The sequence below is a fragment of the Blastococcus sp. CT_GayMR20 genome (assembly GCF_004570345.1).
The window spans coordinates 59507-75453 of sequence record NZ_SPQM01000006.1 but is presented as its reverse complement, the minus strand read 5'-3'; the positions used below and the strand labels follow the sequence as shown (position 1 = coordinate 75453).

Genomic DNA, 15947 nt, shown 5'->3' with positions numbered 1-15947 from the left:
TCCGTCAACGGCGCACCCGACAGCGCAGGTGAAGCACCCGGTTGCCCTGAATCACCACGTCAGGATCCTCCAGAAGGTGCTGCGCGCGGACCGACCCGAAGTAGCGCTTGCCGGACCCGAACACGACGGGTACGACGTCCATGCGGACCTCGTCGACCAGGCCCGCGGCAAGGACCTGGCCACCGACGTCGCCAGCAGCGACCTCCACCATGCGGTCACCCGCGAGCTCCTGCGCCCTGGCCACGGCTGCCTCGACGCCGTCGACGAAGTGGAACGGCGCCTCGGGGTCCCAACCCTGGGGCTTCGGTCGGTGCGTCACGACGACCACGTGGTCGATCCCGCCCGGAGGTTTCCCGTCCCAGCCGTCCGTCATGTCGAAGACGTGGCGGCCGACGATCGTCGCCCCGATCTGGTCCCAGTACGGCCGGGTGTAGTCGTAGGACGCCTGCGACACCTTCAACTCGCCGCTCTCGTCCAACGGCACGTCACCGCTGGACAACCAGTCGAACAGCGGTCCGGGCTGGTCATCCTCGTCCGCGACGAAGCCGTCCACCGACACCGAGCTGTACATGACCACCTTGCCCACGGGGCTCTCCTCTGCTTTGGGCTGCCCCAAATTAGCGTGTCGTGAGTTGTCGTTCCTGCAAGAGATCAATCGGCCGGCAGCGGCCGGCCGTCCAGCGCGTGGCCGGGATGCTCCCGCAGAACCGCCGCCGGGTGATCGTCGGCCTCGTCCAGGGCTGACCACCGCAGGCGTCGGATGGCCGAGACTGCGCGAAGGGGCGGGTGTCCCACGAGCCGCCCTCGGCGCCACATGCTCGCGCGATCGAAGTCGAGGGATCGCTACCTGAGTGGAGGCCCGACGACCTTCGCAGAGCGGTCTCAGCCGTACGGCGTGAGCAGCTGGTCGACCGGCGCGTGGTCGTCGGTGAGCACGTCGGCGTCGCCCACGAAGTCGGCCAGGGCGTCGCCCTCGGCGACCCGCCAGACGAGGTCGCGGTCGGTCAGCGCCTCGGCGATCGCCTCGGTCGGCAGCGGCTGCCGGGATGCGACGGCGACCAGGTTGCCGCCGTCCTCGCCCGCGAGCACCGGGATCCGCGCCAGCAGCGCGACGTGCGGGAAGACGGCGCGCATCGTCGCCAGCTCGGCGCGCACGAAGCCCAGCGGCGGGTGGTCGATGAGGTTGACGGCGTAGACGCCGTCGTCGGCCAGGGCGTCGTCGACGAGCTCGAGCGCCTCCCGGGTGGTGAGCTGCCACGGCACCGACAGGCCACCGAAGGCGTCGCCGACGACCAGATCGCGACCTCCCGGCGGCTCGTCGGCCAGGCCGACGCGGCCGTCGGCCACCCGGACCCGCAGCCGGTCGGAGGTCTCCAACTCGAGCTGCTCCCGGTCGATGGCGACGACCCCGGGGTCGACCTCGATCACCAGGCTCTCGGTCCCCGGCCGGACCTCGGCGAGGTAGCGCGGCAGGGTGAGCCCGCCGCCGCCGACGTGCAGCGCCGACAGCGGCTCCCCGGCGGGGGCGACGACGTCGGTGACGGCGGCGATCGCCCGGACGTACTCGAACTCCAGGTGCGTCGGGTCGGCCAGGTCGACGTAGGAGTGCCGCAGGGTGTCGAGCAGCAGCACCCGTCCGGACCCGCGCTCGGGGTCGGCGACCACGCGGGCGCAGTGGTAGGCGGTCTCTTGCTCGCACGGGGTCGGCGCCACGGCGGCCAGTCCGGCGCCGGCCACGGCCAGCACGAGGAGCCCGGGTGGTACGCGGCCCGCACCGCCCGCCGTCCTGCGGCGCAGCAGGACGCCGACGGCGATGCCGGCCACCACGGTGAGCCCGCCGGTGCCGACGAGGATGACGCTGCTCGGCAGGATCGCGATCAGCAGGAAGCCGGTCACGAACGTCGCGGCGATGCCGCCCAGGGTGCCGATGCCCGACAACCGGCCGACGACGGCCCCCGTCTCCGACAGAGTGGCCAGCTGCAGCTTCACCACCATCGGCGGCACCGCAGACAGCAGGGCGGCCGGGACGACGACCGCGACCGCCGCCAGCAGCAGCACTCCCCCGGCGTCGGCTCCGCTGAGCAGCGAGCCGGTGAACCGCACCAGCGGCAGGACGGCGACGACGAGCGCGCCACCGGCCACCATCAGCGGCGCGAGCAGGCGGCGCGGGTCGGTGCGGTCGGCGGTGGCGCCCCCGGTCCACGCGCCGAGCGCGATGGCGGCGAGCGCGAAGCCGATGATCGCGGTGCTGGTCTGCAGCGTGACGCCGACGTACGGCGCGATGAGCCGCAGTCCGACGATCTCGAGCACGAGCACCGCGCCGGAGCAGAGGAAGGTGACGGTCGCCGCGACCCAGGTCGGCAGCGGGTGGGGGCCTGACTCCACCGTCAGAAGAGCGCGGGCTGGTCCGCGGGAGCGCTGACCGCCTCCGACCGGGAGACCAGCTCCGGCCCGTTGTTGGCCACGTTGTTCACCGCCGTGCTGACCGGGCGCAGCTCCAGCGCCTCGACCAGCTCGGGCGGCGTCGGCTGAGCCAGCTCCTCGACGTCCTCACGGGCCGGGTCGAGCCACGCCGTCCACCGGTCGGGGGGCAGCACCAGCGGCATCCGCTCGTGGATCTCCGTCAGCGCCCCGACGGCCGGCGACGTCACGATCGTGCAGGTGTAGAGCCGGTCCTCGCCGCGGCCCCAGACCTCCCACAGGCCGGCGAAGGCGAGCAGCGACCCGTCCTGCGGGGTGACGTAGTACGGCTGCTTGCCGGGGGAGTCCAGCCGCTTGGCCCACTCGTACCAGCCGTCGGCCGGCACCAGGCACCGGCGGGAGGCGGCGGCCTTCTTGAAGGCCGGCTTCTCGGTGAGCGACTCGACGCGGGCGTTGAGCATCCGGTTGCCGACGGAGACGTCCTTGGCCCAGGAGGGGACCAGACCCCACCGGACGGCGCGGAGCTCGCGGTGCCCGGCGCCGGTGGGTGCGCCCTCGGCGTCGCGCTCCTTCTTCCAGCGGACGACGTGCACGTCCTTCGTCGGAGCGACGTTGTAGTCGGCCGGCAGTGGCGCCTGTCCCTCCGCCCGCACGGCCTCGAACTCGAGGACCAGGTCCTCGGCCCGGCGGCTGGCGGCGTAGCGACCGCACATGGAGGTTCCTCCCGGATTTCCGATGTCGGGACGAACTCTAGGTGGGCCTGCTGACACCGCGCCGTCGCGCGTGGTGGGCACCGGCTCGGGTAGGGCCGTTGACGGACGGAGTTGTCGAGAGACGAGGATCACGGACGTGACCGCCACGCAGAACGCACCGACCGAGCAGCCGAAGACCGCCAGCGACTCCGGGGCCCGCCCATACGCGACTGTCAACCCCTACACCGGGGAGGTCGAGAAGGAATTCCCCTTCCTGGAGGCCGGCGCCATCGACGGCGTCGTCGCGAAGGCCCACGCCGCCTTCCTCGAGTGGCGGCGGCGCCCGGTCGAGGAGCGGGCGCAGATCGTCGGGCGTGCCGGCGAGCTGATGCTCGAGCGCGCGGACGAGTTCGCCGCCCTCGTGACCCGCGAGATGGGCAAGCGCATCCAGGAGGCCGGCGGCGAGGTACAGCTGGCCGCCAGCATCCTCGACTACTACGCGAAGAACGGCCCCCGTTTCCTCGAGCCCCGCCAGATCGAGGTGATGAAGGGCGAGGCCGTCGTCGAGAACGAGCCGCTCGGCGTGATCCTGGCCATCGAGCCGTGGAACTACCCGCTGTACCAGGTGGTCCGGGTCGCCGGGCCGAACCTCGTCCTCGGCAACGCGATCCTGCTCAAGCACGCCGAGCTGAACCCGCAGACGGCCCTGGCGATCGAGAAGTGCTTCCTCGACGCCGGCGTCCCCGAGGGCGTCTACACGAACGTCTTCCTCGCCATCCCCGACGTCGAGCAGGTCATCGCGCACCCGCTGGTGCGCGGCGTCACCCTCACCGGCAGCGAGCGGGCCGGCAGCGCCGTCGCCTCGCTGGCCGGCAAGCACCTCAAGAAGTCGGTCCTGGAGCTCGGCGGCAGCGACCCGTTCATCGTGCTCGACACCGAGGACCTCGGCCGCACGGTCAGGGCCGCGACGACGGGGCGGATGCAGAACAGTGGCCAGGCCTGCATCGCAGCCAAGCGGCTGATCGTCCCCGAGGACATCTACGAGCCGTTCGTCGAGGGCCTGAAGCAGGCGTTCTCCACCTTCTCCCCCGGCGACCCGAGCGACCCGTCGACGACGCTCGCGCCGCTGTCGAGCGAGCGGGCGGCCAAGGACCTGCACGCGCAGATCCAGGACGCGATCGACAAGGGCGCGACCGTCGTCATCGGCGGCGGCCGGCCCGACCTGCCGGGCGCCTTCGTCGAGCCGACGATCCTCACCGACGTCACCCCGGAGATGCGGGCCTACTCGGAGGAGCTCTTCGGCCCGGCCGCCGTCGTCTACAAGGTGTCGAACGAGGACGAGGCCGTCGAGCTGGCGAACAACACCACGTACGGCCTCGGCGCCGCCGTCTTCTCCGGCGACCTCGACCAGGCCCGGTCGGTCGCCGACCGGATCGAGGCCGGCATGGTGTTCGTCAACCAGCCGACCGGGTCGTCGGCCGAGCTGCCCTTCGGTGGCGTGAAGCGCTCGGGTTACGGCCGGGAGCTGTCGGAGCTCGGCATGTACGAGTTCGCCAACCGCAAGCTCACGCGCGTGCTGCCGGCCAAGAAGGCGGACAAGCCGCAGGCCGGTTGAGAACCCCAGGCAGAATGGCGCTGTGAATCCGGTCTGGACGACGCCGCACCGCTCGACCCCGGTCGACGCCGTGGTCGCCCTGCCCGGCTCCAAGTCGATCACCGCCCGGGCCCTGATCCTCGCGGCGATCGCGGACGGGCCGAGCCGGCTGGTCCGGCCGCTGCGCGCCCGCGACACCGACCTGATGGCCGCCGGCCTCCGCGCCCTCGGCGTCCGGATAGAGGACGACGGCGACGACCAGGTCGTGACCCCGTCGTCCCTGCGCGGACCGGCGCAGGTCGACGCCGGCCTGGCCGGCACCGTGCTGCGCTTCCTCCCGCCGGTCGCTGCCCTGGCCCACGGGGCCGTCACCGTGGACGGCGACCCGAGGCTGCGCGACCGCCCGAACGCCGGGCTGCTCGCCGCCCTCCGCGCCCTGGGCGTGTCCGTGGACGACGGCGGCCGCGGCCGCGCCCCGTTCACCGTGCACGGATCGGGCCGGGTGCGCGGCGGGGCCGTGGACGTGGACGCCAGCGAGTCCTCCCAGATCGTCTCCGGCCTGCTGCTCGCCGCGGCCCGCTTCGACGAGGGCATCGATCTGTCCCTCGCCGGCGGCGTCCCGTCGATGCCGCACGTGGAGATGACCGTGACGACGCTGCGCGAGCACGGCGTCGACGTCACTCCGACCGATCGCGGCTGGCGGGTTGCGCCCGGGCCCGTCGCCGCCCGCGACGTCGTCGTCGAGCCCGACCTCTCCAACGCCGCCCCCTTCCTCGCTGCGGCGCTGGCGACGGGCGGGCGGGTGACCGTGCGGGACTGGCCGGCGGTCACGACCCAGCCCGGCGCCCAGCTGGACCGGCTGCTGGCCCGCATGGGTGCCGAGGTCGAGCGCACCCCCGTGGGGCTGCAGGTCACCGGCACCGGCACGATCCGGCCGCTCGTCGCCGACCTGGGCGAGGTGGGCGAGCTGACGCCGGTCCTCGCCGCGCTGTGCGCGCTGGCCGACGGGGCGTCGCGGCTGACCGGCATCGGCCACCTGCGCGGCCACGAGACCGACCGGCTACAGGCACTCGACGAGGTGCTGACTGCTGTCGGCGCGCGGGTCGAGCAGCTGCCCGACGGCCTGGTCATCGAGCCCGGACCGCGCCGGCCCGCCCTGCTGGACTCCTACGCCGACCACCGCATGGTGCACGCGGCCGCCGTCCTCGGGCTGGCGATCGAGGGGGTGCAGGCCGGGGACCCCGGCGCCGTCACCAAGACGCTGCCCGACTTCGTCGATCGCTGGAACGGCCTGCTCGGCGACCCCGTGGGAGTCCCGCACTGAGCGGCCGGCGGCACGACAGCCGCTCGGACGAGGACGACATCCGGGTACGGCCCGGCCGTCGCGGTTCCCGCCCGCGCACGCGCACCCGGCCGGCGCACAAGGACGCCGTCCCCGGGCTGGTCGTCGCCGTCGACCGCGGTCGCATGACCGTGCGGGTCGAGGGTCCCGGCGTCGACGCGGTCGACGTCACGGCGATGCGCGCCCGGGAACTCGGCAAGCACGGGGTCGTCGTCGGCGACCGGGTGCGGCTGGTCGGTGACACGAGCGGCCGCACCGACAGCCTGGCGCGGATCGTCTCCATCGAGGAACGGACGACGTCGCTGCGGCGCACCGCCGACGACACCGACCCCACCGAGCGCGTGGTCGTGGCCAATGCCGACCAGCTGGTCATCGTCACCGCGGTGACCGACCCCGAGCCGGCGTACGGCTTCCTCGACCGCTGCCTGGTCGCGGCCTACGCCGGTGGCCTCGAACCGCTGCTCTGCATGACGAAGACCGACCTCGGCAGCCCCCAGCCCCTGTTGGACCGGTACGCCGGGCTGGGCCTGGATGCCGTGCACATCTCCCGGGAAACGCCGCTGGACCCGCTCCTCGACCGGCTCGTCGACAGGATGAGCGTCTTCGTCGGCCAGTCCGGTGTCGGCAAGTCGACCCTGGTCAACCGGCTGGTCCCCGACGCGTTCCGGGCGGTGGGCGACGTGAGCAAGATCGGCAAGGGCCGGCACACGTCGTCCTCGGCCGTGCTCTTCGATCTCCCCGGCGGCGGCACCGTCATCGACACCCCCGGCATCCGGTCGTTCGGCCTCGCGCACGTCACCGCCGACGACGTCCTCGAGGCGTTCGAGGAGATCGCCGAAGCCGCCGTCGACTGCCCGCCGCTGTGCGGGCACACCGCCGACGACCCCGAGTGCGCCCTCGACGCCTGGGCGGCGGCCGGCCCGCCGGCCCGGCTGGAGCAACTGGCGGCGCTCCGGGTGCTCCTCGGCGCGGTCGGTCAGCTCGGCCCCGGGTACTGAGAGGAACTAGCGGCGGCGGAACAGCCCGCGGCGCGGCTGGGCGAACAGCGCGTCGTCCATCGGTCCGTCGACCGCCTCGATCCGCAGCTCATGGCCCCGGCCGGGCGTCAGCCCGCCGATCTCCTCGGTGGACACGCAGACGCCCGTGCCCACGTCCAGCCGCACCCGGTAGGCGTCGGGGTAGGCCCTCAGCACGTAGTGGGGGTGGTCCGCGAACTCCAGCAGGTCGATCGCGCGGGTCCTCAGCAGCGGGCAGCACCCGCACCGCGGCTCGTAGTAGGGAGTCGGGCGCACCACGGCTTCCCAGGCCGGCCGGCCGGCGTGCTCCACCTCGGTGACGGCGTCGACCGTCACCGCCTCCCACTCCTCACCGGTCTCGCGGTCCTGGCCATCGGCGAGCTCGACCGGGTCGAGCATCGCCACCCACCGGTAGTCCTGGTACATCGGGGCGTCGGCGGACACCACCGCCGGGCGGACGTCGACCAGCCCGTCCTGGCGCAGCACCGGTGGCTCGGCCTCGACCGGCCACGGCAGCCCTCTCGGGTAGCCGCCGTCCGGAGTCAGGACGCCGACCTGCAGCGGAGGCTCACGGACGATCTGGAGCAGATCGCCCTCGAGGGTCTCCACCCGGAGCTGGTCCGGACGGCGCAGCCAGGCCCGGACGTGATCCGGGCCGCCGCCGTCCACGCCGCGGCGGAGGGTGAACCGCAGCGTCGACCACCGCCACGGCGAGGAGCGCGCCAGGGCAGCGAACGAGTCGGCGCTCGGAACTAGCACGCGGGGAAGTCTGGCGCGCCCCGGCCGCGCGCACGAGCGAGTTACTCGGAACGACCGCCATCCGCATCGCGGCGGTCATCCCGGCCCGCAGAACGACCACCGTGCGCAAGACGGCGCGGATCAGAGATCCACCGGACCGCCGATGCGCCAGTAGACGCCGGCCTCGCGGGTCAGCAGCCCCTCGTCGACGAGGTAGCGGCGCAGCGCGGCGACGTCCGGGTGCCAGACGGCCAGCAGCGCGTTGACCTCCCGCTCCGGGTACCGCACGCCGGGCTCGAAGACACGCACCAGGTGGTGCAGCACCAGGAGCCGCTTGCTGTGCTGCGCCGGGATCGAGACCAGCCGTCCGTCGCGGACGAACGCCGACAGCACCGCGTCCTCGGCCGGGTCGTCGGACAGCGGCTCCGGGGGCGGTGCCGCCTCGGCGGCGGCCCGGGCGGCCACGCCGAACCGGTCGGCGTGCAGCAGGAGGGTGTGGCCGTCGCGGTGCACGAGCCCGGCGCGGGCCAGCCGGCGGGCGGCGAGGGCGACGTCCTTGAGCGGGAGGCCCGACGCCGCGGCCACCTCCTCGGTCGTCCCGGCGCCCAGCGCGAGGGCCGCCACGACCTTCAGACGCGTGGGATCGGCCAGCAGTCCGGCGATCGTCGCGGCGTCCACGCTCCGACGGTATCGGCGCATCCCCGGATCCCGGACGGGTACTCCGGGGGCATGGTCAGTCCCATCGACATCCAGAAGGCTCTGTCCGGCATGGACTATCCGGCGAGCAAGGACGACATCGTCCGCCACGCGGAGCAGCAAGGGGGTGACAAGGAGGTCGTGGAGGCCCTCAGGAAGATCGAGGACCGCGAGTACGAAGGCCCGAGTGGGGTCAGTTCAGCGGTCTTCGACTGATCCCCGGCTAGGTTCGGTGCCCATGACGTCGGGGCGCGGGTTTTCGGAGGACATGAGGCTGGCACACGTGCTGGCCGATCAGGCCGACTCGATCAGCCTGGACCGCTTCAAGGCGCAGGACCTGAAGGTCGACACCAAGCCCGACCTGACGCCGGTGACCGACGCCGACCGGGCCGTCGAGGAGATGCTGCGCATCACCCTCAGCCGGGCTCGCACCCGCGACGCGGTGATGGGCGAGGAGTTCGGCACCACCGGTCACGGCCCGCGCCGCTGGGTGCTCGACCCGATCGACGGCACGAAGAACTTCGTCCGCGGCGTGCCGGTCTGGGCGACCCTCATCGCCCTCTTCGACGGCGAGGAGCCGGTGGTCGGCCTGGTCTCGGCCCCCGCGCTCAACCGGCGCTGGTGGGCGGCCAAGGACGTCGGCGCCTGGACGGGGCGCCGCCTGGAGTCCGCGACCCGCTGCCAGGTGTCGCAGGTGACCGACCTGGCGGACGCGAGCCTGTCGTACTCGAGCCTCTCGGGCTGGGCGGACCGGGGACGCCTCGACGGCTTCCTCGACCTCACCCGCTCCGTCTGGCGCACCCGCGCCTACGGCGACTTCTGGAGCTACGTCCTGCTGGCCGAGGGCGCCGTCGACATCGCCTGCGAGCCGGAGGTGTCGATCTGGGACCTCGCTGCCCTCGACGTCATCGTGCGGGAGGCCGGCGGCACCTTCACCGACCTGACCGGCGCCCCGGGACCGGCCGGCGGGCACGCACTGGCGACCAACGGCGCGCTGCACGAGGCGGCACTGCGCCACATCCGGCTGCCCGACCCCGACTGACCTGCACGGTCACGAGGTCGTCCCGCGCCACCGCTCCGCCGCGCGTGCCAGCTCCGGCGCCGGGCGCGGCTCCACCATCGGGCCGTGGTCCCGCCGGGGGACGACGTCGAGCCCGGCGCCCCGGCCGGCCAGCATCGCAGCGCCGACCGCCGAGGCGCTGCGCAGCCGCAGGTGACGGACCGGCCACTGCAGGACGTCGGCGAGCACCTGCTGGACGACGGCGGCCCGGGCGCCGCCACCGGTGAGGACGACGGGCACGGCTCCCGACGGGACGTCGAGCAGCCCGACCGCCGCGGCGACGGCGAATCCGATCCCCTCGACCGCCGCCCGGGCGAGGTCCGCGCGCGTGGTGCCCGGTTCGAGCCCGGCCCAGCCGCCCCGGTCGTCCGGGCCGGCGACGCCGCCGCGCTCGCCGGTGAGGAAGGGGCGGAACACCGCTCCCCCGGCCCCGGCGGGCGCCGAGGCGGCTGCGTCGAACAGCTCGTTCCAGCTCAGGCCGAGGACGCCGCAGACCCACTCCCACGCGGAGCCGCCGTTCTGCAGCGCGGCCATCGCGTACCAGCCGCCGTCGGCGTCGGCGTAGCCGTGCACCACCGGGTCGTCGACCGGTCGCGGCCGCCATCCGGGCCGGAGCACCTGGACGCCGGTCCCGAGGTTGACCTGCAGGGCCCCTTTCGTCCCGGCCGCGAACAGGGCCAGCGGGGTGTCCGCGCCGCCGACCACCACCGGCACCTCGCCGACCGGCAGCGCCGCGGTCCCGACGACGTCGGCGGATGACCGGACGTCCGGGAGGAGCGCGCGGTCGATGCCGCCCGCCGCGACCGCTGCGGCCGACCAGTCGTCGGCCACGACGTCCCAGAGCAGGGTGGCCGAGGCGTCGCTGCGGTCGGTGACCGCGCCGGGGACGAGCGTTGCGCGGAGCGCGTCCTTGGGCAGCAGAGCAGCCGCGGCCCGGTCGACGACAGCCGGCTCGTTCATCGCCAGCCAGGCCAGCATCGGGCCGGTCATCCCCGGCGCGAGCGGGTTCGCCAGGGCGGCCCGGTCGGCGGACGGCAGGGCCCGCCAGCGTGCCAGCTCGCCGGTCGCGCGCCGGTCGGGCCACAGCAGTGCCGGCCGCAGCGCGGTCTCGGCGTCGTCCACCAGGACGGCGCCGTGCATCTGCCCGGCGATCCCGAGCGCCCGCACCGGGGCGCCGGAGAGGTCCAGCCCGGCGAGCGCCTCGTCGAACGCGCGCCGCCAGGTGCCGACGTCGGTCTCGGCCCACCCCGGCGCCGGTCGCGCGACCTCGTACGCGGACTCGGCCTCGCCGACGACCTCCCCCGCCGCGTCGAGCGCGACCAGCTTCAGGCCGCTCGTGCCCAGGTCGGCGCCGAGCAGGACGTCGTCGGGCATCGGGCGTCAGCCGGGATGCGCGAAGCCGCCGGCGCGGCCGTTGCGGTCGGCCAGCAGCCCGGCGAGCGTCGAGACCGCGATCTCCGCCGGGGCCTTCGAGCCGATGTCGAGGCCGATCGGGCGGTGCACCCGGGCGATGTCCGCCTCGGGCACTCCGAGCGCGGTCAGCGCGGCGACGTGCGGGCCCTCGTGCCGGGGGTTGCCCATGACGCCGATCCAGCGGGCGGGCCGGGCGAGCGCGTCGCGGAGCAGTTCCCCCAGCTCGTCGCGGTGGTGGTCGGTCACCACGACGTCCGCCGTGCCCGCGGCGAGCTCCCGGTCCAGCTCGGCGAAGCTCCGCACGACGAGGTCCGGCGTGCCCGCGGGAACGCGCTCGCCGTCCGGCTCGACGACCACGGTGCGGAAGCCGAGCTCCGCACCCCAGCGCACCAGTACGTCGGCCACCGGCCAGGCGAAGACCGCCACCAGCAGCCGGTCGGCGGTCACGCCCGCTCCGGGCTGTCGCCGTAGGAGTAGGCGGCGTCGACGTACCGGCCGCCGGCGGCGACCCCGGGAGGTGCGATCCCGTCGAGCCGCGCGAGGTCGTCGGCGGAGAGCCGGACGTCGGCGGCGGCGACGTTCTCCTCGAGGTAGGTCCGCCGCTTGGTGCCCGGGATGGGGACGACGTCCTCTCCCTGGGCCAGCACCCAGGCCAGCGCCAGCTGACCCGGGGTCGTCCCCTTCTCCTGCGCCATCGCCCGGACGGCCTCGACGAGGCGGAGGTTCACCGCGAAGGCCTCCCCGGTGAACCGCGGATGACCCCGCCGCCAGTCGTCCTCCCCGAAGTCCTCGGGGCCGGTGATGGCGCCGGTCAGGAAGCCCCGGCCCAGCGGGCTGAAGGGGACGATGCCGATGCCGTGCTCGCGCGCGACGCCGAGCACTTCTGCCTCCAGGTCCCGCGTCCACAGCGACCACTCGCTCTGCAGGGCGGCGATCGGGTGCACGGCCACCGCCCGCCGGATCGATGCGGCGCTGGCCTCCGACAGGCCGAGGTACCGGACCTTGCCCTGCTCGACGAGCTCGGCCAGCGCACCGACCGTGTCCTCGATCGGCACCTTCCGGTCCACGCGGTGCTGGTAGTAGAGGTCGATCACGTCCACCTTCAGCCGTCGCAGGCTGTCCTCCACGCGCGCACGCACGTTCTCCGGGCGGCCGTCGATGCGCTGGCCGCCGTCCTCGGTCCGGCTGATCGCGAACTTCGTGGCGAGCTGGACATCGTCCCGGCGGCCGGCGATCGCCTCCCCGACCAGCTCCTCGTTGTGCCCGTCGCCGTAGACGTCGGAGGTGTCGAGGAACGTGACCCCCAGGTCCAGGGCCCGGTGGATCGTCGCGATCGACTCCTTCCGGTCGGCGGCGCCGTACATCTGGCTCATGCCCATGCAGCCGAGGCCGAGCGAGGAGACGGTCAGGCCGGTCAGGCCGAGCGTGCGGGTGCCGACGGAGGGACTCATGCCCGCATCCTCGTGCGTCGCCACCCGGGCCCGCCACCGGCCCCTCTGGTGGAATGGTCGAGCTGGGTGCCGACCGCCGGCAGCCGACAAGGAGGCCCTTCGTTGGAGTACGCCGAGTCCGTCGTCGACCTGGTCGGCAACACCCCGCTGGTGCGCCTCACCTCGGTGACCAGCTCCCTGGGCCCCGACGCGCCGCTGGTGCTGGCGAAGCTCGAGTACCTCAACCCGGGCGGATCGGTGAAGGACCGCATCGCCGTCCGGATGGTCGACGCCGCCGAGGCGAGCGGTGCGCTGAAGCCGGGCGGGACGATCGTGGAGCCGACCAGCGGCAACACCGGCATCGGGCTCGCCCTCGTCGCCCAGCAGCGCGGCTACAGCTGCATCTTCATCTGTCCCGACAAGGTGGGCCAGGAGAAGATCAACGTGCTGAAGGCCTACGGCGCCGAGGTCGTCGTCTGCCCGACCGCCGTCGACCCGTCCGATCCGCGGTCGTACTACTCGGTCTCCGACCGGCTCGCCCGCGAGACGCCGGGCGGCTGGAAGCCCGACCAGTACTCGAACCCGGCGAACCCGCAGTCGCACTACGAGACGACCGGCCCGGAGATCTGGGCGCAGACCGAGGGCCGGATCACCACCTTCGTCACGGGCATGGGCACCGGCGGCACGATCAGCGGGATCGGGCGCTACCTCAAGGAGGCGTCCGGCGGTCGCGTGCGCGTCGTCGGCGCCGACCCCGAGGGCTCGGTCTACTCCGGGGGCACCGGCCGCCCGTACCTGGTGGAGGGCGTCGGCGAGGATTTCTGGCCGTCCACGTACGACCGCGAGATCGCCGACGAGATCATCCCCGTGTCCGACGGCGACTCCTTCGCGATGACCCGGCGGCTGGCCCGGGAGGAGGGGCTGCTGGTCGGCGGCTCCTGCGGGATGGCCGTCGTCGCCGCGGTGAAGGCAGCGAGGAAGCTCACCAGGGACGACGTCATGGTGGTGCTGCTCCCGGACGGCGGCCGCGGCTACCTCAACAAGATCTTCAGCGACAAGTGGATGGCCGACTACGGCTTCCTCGACTCCGCCTCGGGCACCACGGTCGGCGAGCTCCTGCACACCAAGTCCGGCGAGACCCCGACGCTGGTGCACACGCATCCGAACGAGACCGTCCGCGACGCGATCAACATCCTCCGCGAGTACGGCGTCAGCCAGCTGCCGGTGGTGCGCGCGGAGCCCCCGGTGACGGCCGGCGAGGTCGTCGGCTCGGTCGACGAGAAGACCCTGCTCGACTCGCTCTTCGCCGGCCGGGCCAGCCTCGCCGACCGGGTGGAGAAGCACATGTCCCCGCCGCTGCCGATCATCGGCTCCGGGGAGGAGGTCGGCGCGGCGGTCGCCGCGCTCGGCTCCGCCGACGCGCTCGTGGTGCACGTCGACGGCAAGCCGGCCGGCGTCGTCACCCGCCAGGACGTGCTCGGCCACCTGGCGGGGCTCGGGCATACGGTCGGCCCATGAGCGGCTTCAACACGCGGGCGATCCACGCCGGGCAGGAACCGGACCCGGCGACCGGGGCGGTGATCCTGCCCGTCCACCTCACCACCACCTACAAGCAGGACGGCGTGGGCGGCCTGCGCGGCGGCTACGAGTACAGCCGCAGCGGCAACCCGACCCGGACGGCGCTGCACGAGGCGCTGGCCGCGCTGGAGGAGGGCACCACGGCGCTGGCCTTCGCCTCCGGCCTCGCCGCTGAGGACACCCTGCTGCGGACCGCCTGCCGTCCCGGCGACCACGTCGTCCTCGGGGGCGACGCGTACGGCGGGACGTTCCGGCTCATCTCCCGCGTGCTGTCGGAGTGGGGTCTGGAGTACACGCCCGTCCACCTCGACGACCCCGACGCGGTGCGCGCGGCGATCCGGCCGACCACCCGCGTCGTCTGGTGCGAGACCCCGAGCAACCCGCTGCTCAACATCACCGACATCGAACTCACCGCGGCGGTCGCGCACGAGGCCGGCGCGCTGCTCGTCGTCGACAACACCTTCGCCTCGCCCTACCTGCAGCGGCCGCTCACCCTCGGCGCGGACGTCGTCGTCCACTCGACGACCAAGTACCTCGGCGGGCACTCGGACGTCGTCGGTGGCGCACTGATCACGCGGGACACCGGCCTCGGCGAGCGCCTGGCCTACAACCACAACGCGATGGGCGCGGTGGCGAGCCCCTTCGACTCGTGGCTGGTGCTGCGCAGCCTCAAGACGCTGGGCGTCCGGATGGACCGGCACTCGGCCAACGCCGCACGGGTGGCCGAGTACCTGCTCGACCACCCGGCGGTCTCGGGCGTGCTGTACCCGGGGCTCCCGACCCACCCCGGGCACGACGTCGCCGCGAAGCAGATGGCCGGCTTCGGCGGGATGGTCTCGTTCCGGCTGAGGGACGGCGAGGACGCCGCACTGAAGGTGTGCGAGCGGGCGCAGCTGTTCACGCTGGCGGAGTCGCTGGGCGGCGTGGAGTCGCTGATCGAGCATCCGGGCCGCATGACGCACGCGAGCGCGGCCGGTTCGCCGCTGGAGGTGCCGGCCGACCTGGTGCGCCTCTCGGTCGGCATCGAGGACGTCGACGACCTCCTGGCCGACCTGGAGCAGGCCCTGGCTGAGCGCGGCGCCGTCAGCAGAAGGGCCCCCGTCAGAGCGGAAGCGTGAGAATCCTGGGGCCGTCCTCGGTGACGGCGACCGTGTGCTCGACGTGGGCGGCCCGGCTGCCGTCGGCGCTGCGCAGCGTCCAGCCGTCCGCGTCGACCCGGTAGTCGTCGCTCCCGCCGGCCAGGAACCAGGGCTCGATGGCGATGACCAGGCCGGGCCGCAGCGGGACCCCTCGCCCCGCCCGGCCCTCGTTCGGTACGTGCGGGGCCTCGTGCATCGTCCGGCCGACGCCGTGACCGCCCTGGTCGGTGTTGATCCCGCACCCGCCGGCGCGGCCCACGGCGCCGATGGCCGCGGAGACGTCGCCGACCCGGTTGCCCACGACGGCCGCCGCGATACCGGCCTCGAGCGCGCGTTCCGCGGTGGCCACGAGCGACAGGTCCTCCGGTCGCGGCGTGCCCACCGGGAACGTGATCGCGGCGTCGCCGACCCACCCGTCGAGCGTGGCGCCCGCGTCGACGCTGAGCAGATCGCCGTCCCCGAGGACGTCCGGCGAGGGGACGCCGTGCAGCGCGACGTCGTTGACCGACAGGCAGACCACGCCCGGGAACGGCGGCGTGGTGGCCGCCGGGGCATAGCCGAGGAACGGCGAGGTGGCTCCCGCCGCGGCGAGGACATCCCGGGCGACGGCGTCGAGCCGGGTCAGCCGGACGCCCGGCGCCGCGGCCGCCCGGACGGCGGCCAGCATGTCGGCGACCACCGCACCGGCGGCGCGCATGGCCTCCAGCTCGCCAGGCGTGCGCAGCTCGATCACGGGAACTCCTTCCGGTCTGACCGTCCCGGTCTTCAAGGGACCCCATCCTCCTCACCCCTCGCAAGCTCGGGGCGAGCCTCTGGATGGGCGGCCGG

Annotated in this window: 16 protein-coding genes; 7 read left to right on the top strand and 9 right to left on the bottom strand. The window is 73.9% G+C overall.

The features are described 5' to 3' along the window. Positions 1-4: 4 nt before the first annotated feature. The 3 genes from E4P40_RS03030 to E4P40_RS03020 form a co-directional block, all read right to left on the bottom strand. On the bottom strand, positions 5-586 hold the full coding sequence (locus tag E4P40_RS03030; protein ID WP_135157149.1) for a dihydrofolate reductase family protein: 582 nt from the start codon (positions 584-586) through the stop codon (positions 5-7). 296 nt (positions 587-882) lie between these two features. After that, positions 883-2385: a fused MFS/spermidine synthase gene (locus E4P40_RS03025; RefSeq protein ID WP_167762085.1), complete on the bottom strand. Its 1503-nt coding sequence runs from the start codon at positions 2383-2385 to the stop codon at positions 883-885. 2 nt (positions 2386-2387) lie between these two features. Continuing rightward, positions 2388-3134 (bottom strand): SOS response-associated peptidase, encoded by a 747-nt coding sequence (locus E4P40_RS03020; RefSeq protein WP_135157153.1) that lies wholly within the window; start codon positions 3132-3134, stop codon positions 2388-2390. Positions 3135-3270: 136 nt separating this feature from the next. On the opposite strand from E4P40_RS03020, the gene E4P40_RS03015 reads away from it, so the two are divergent. From E4P40_RS03015 to rsgA, 3 genes are all read left to right on the top strand, one after another. Beyond that, positions 3271-4728 (top strand): NAD-dependent succinate-semialdehyde dehydrogenase, encoded by a 1458-nt coding sequence (locus tag E4P40_RS03015; RefSeq protein WP_209305171.1) that lies wholly within the window; start codon positions 3271-3273, stop codon positions 4726-4728. 22 nt (positions 4729-4750) lie between these two features. Next, positions 4751-6031, top strand: a complete 1281-nt coding sequence (gene aroA / locus E4P40_RS03010; RefSeq protein WP_135157157.1) for a 3-phosphoshikimate 1-carboxyvinyltransferase — start codon at positions 4751-4753, stop codon at positions 6029-6031. A gap of 143 nt (positions 6032-6174) precedes the next feature. Continuing rightward, positions 6175-7047, top strand: coding sequence for a ribosome small subunit-dependent GTPase A (rsgA, locus tag E4P40_RS03005; RefSeq protein WP_245160102.1), 873 nt, complete (start codon positions 6175-6177; stop codon positions 7045-7047). 6 nt (positions 7048-7053) lie between these two features. Here the strand turns inward: rsgA and E4P40_RS03000 are convergent, their stop codons facing one another. Both E4P40_RS03000 and E4P40_RS02995 read right to left on the bottom strand, forming a co-directional pair. After that, complete coding sequence (locus E4P40_RS03000) at positions 7054-7824, bottom strand: hypothetical protein (RefSeq protein ID WP_135157159.1); 771 nt, start codon at positions 7822-7824, stop codon at positions 7054-7056. Positions 7825-7944: 120 nt separating this feature from the next. After that, the gene (locus tag E4P40_RS02995; RefSeq protein WP_135157161.1) at positions 7945-8481 is read right to left on the bottom strand and encodes a DUF2087 domain-containing protein; all 537 of its coding nucleotides are present in this window, start codon (positions 8479-8481) and stop codon (positions 7945-7947) included. Positions 8482-8532: 51 nt separating this feature from the next. On the opposite strand from E4P40_RS02995, the gene E4P40_RS02990 reads away from it, so the two are divergent. Then, positions 8533-8715, top strand: a complete 183-nt coding sequence (locus tag E4P40_RS02990) for a DUF2795 domain-containing protein (protein WP_135157163.1) — start codon at positions 8533-8535, stop codon at positions 8713-8715. Between the two features lie 52 nt (positions 8716-8767). Then, entirely contained in the window at positions 8768-9541 is a 774-nt protein-coding gene (hisN, locus tag E4P40_RS02985; RefSeq protein ID WP_348519636.1) for a histidinol-phosphatase, read from the top strand. Between the two features lie 9 nt (positions 9542-9550). Here hisN and E4P40_RS02980 read toward each other — a convergent pair whose 3' ends face one another. The 3 genes from E4P40_RS02980 to E4P40_RS02970 are packed head-to-tail and all read right to left on the bottom strand — an operon-like array spanning position 9551 to position 12423. After that, positions 9551-10933, bottom strand: a complete 1383-nt coding sequence (locus tag E4P40_RS02980) for an FGGY family carbohydrate kinase (protein WP_135157167.1) — start codon at positions 10931-10933, stop codon at positions 9551-9553. Positions 10934-10939: 6 nt separating this feature from the next. Then, the gene (locus E4P40_RS02975) at positions 10940-11419 is read right to left on the bottom strand and encodes an XdhC family protein (RefSeq protein ID WP_135157169.1); all 480 of its coding nucleotides are present in this window, start codon (positions 11417-11419) and stop codon (positions 10940-10942) included. Then, the gene (locus E4P40_RS02970; RefSeq protein WP_135157171.1) at positions 11416-12423 is read right to left on the bottom strand and encodes an aldo/keto reductase; all 1008 of its coding nucleotides are present in this window, start codon (positions 12421-12423) and stop codon (positions 11416-11418) included. Before E4P40_RS02970 ends, E4P40_RS02975 begins: the two co-directional genes overlap by 4 nt. 102 nt (positions 12424-12525) lie before the next feature. Here E4P40_RS02970 and E4P40_RS02965 point away from each other — a divergent pair, with 102 nt between their 5' ends. Both E4P40_RS02965 and E4P40_RS02960 read left to right on the top strand, forming a co-directional pair. Beyond that, on the top strand, positions 12526-13920 hold the full coding sequence (locus E4P40_RS02965; RefSeq protein ID WP_135157173.1) for a cystathionine beta-synthase: 1395 nt from the start codon (positions 12526-12528) through the stop codon (positions 13918-13920). Continuing rightward, positions 13917-15098, top strand: a complete 1182-nt coding sequence (locus E4P40_RS02960; protein ID WP_135157175.1) for a cystathionine gamma-synthase — start codon at positions 13917-13919, stop codon at positions 15096-15098. Before E4P40_RS02965 ends, E4P40_RS02960 begins: the two co-directional genes overlap by 4 nt. Here the strand turns inward: E4P40_RS02960 and map are convergent. Beyond that, positions 15082-15852 (bottom strand): type I methionyl aminopeptidase, encoded by a 771-nt coding sequence (map, locus tag E4P40_RS02955; RefSeq protein WP_135157177.1) that lies wholly within the window; start codon positions 15850-15852, stop codon positions 15082-15084. The genes E4P40_RS02960 and map overlap by 17 nt on opposite strands. Positions 15853-15947 lie beyond the last annotated feature (95 nt).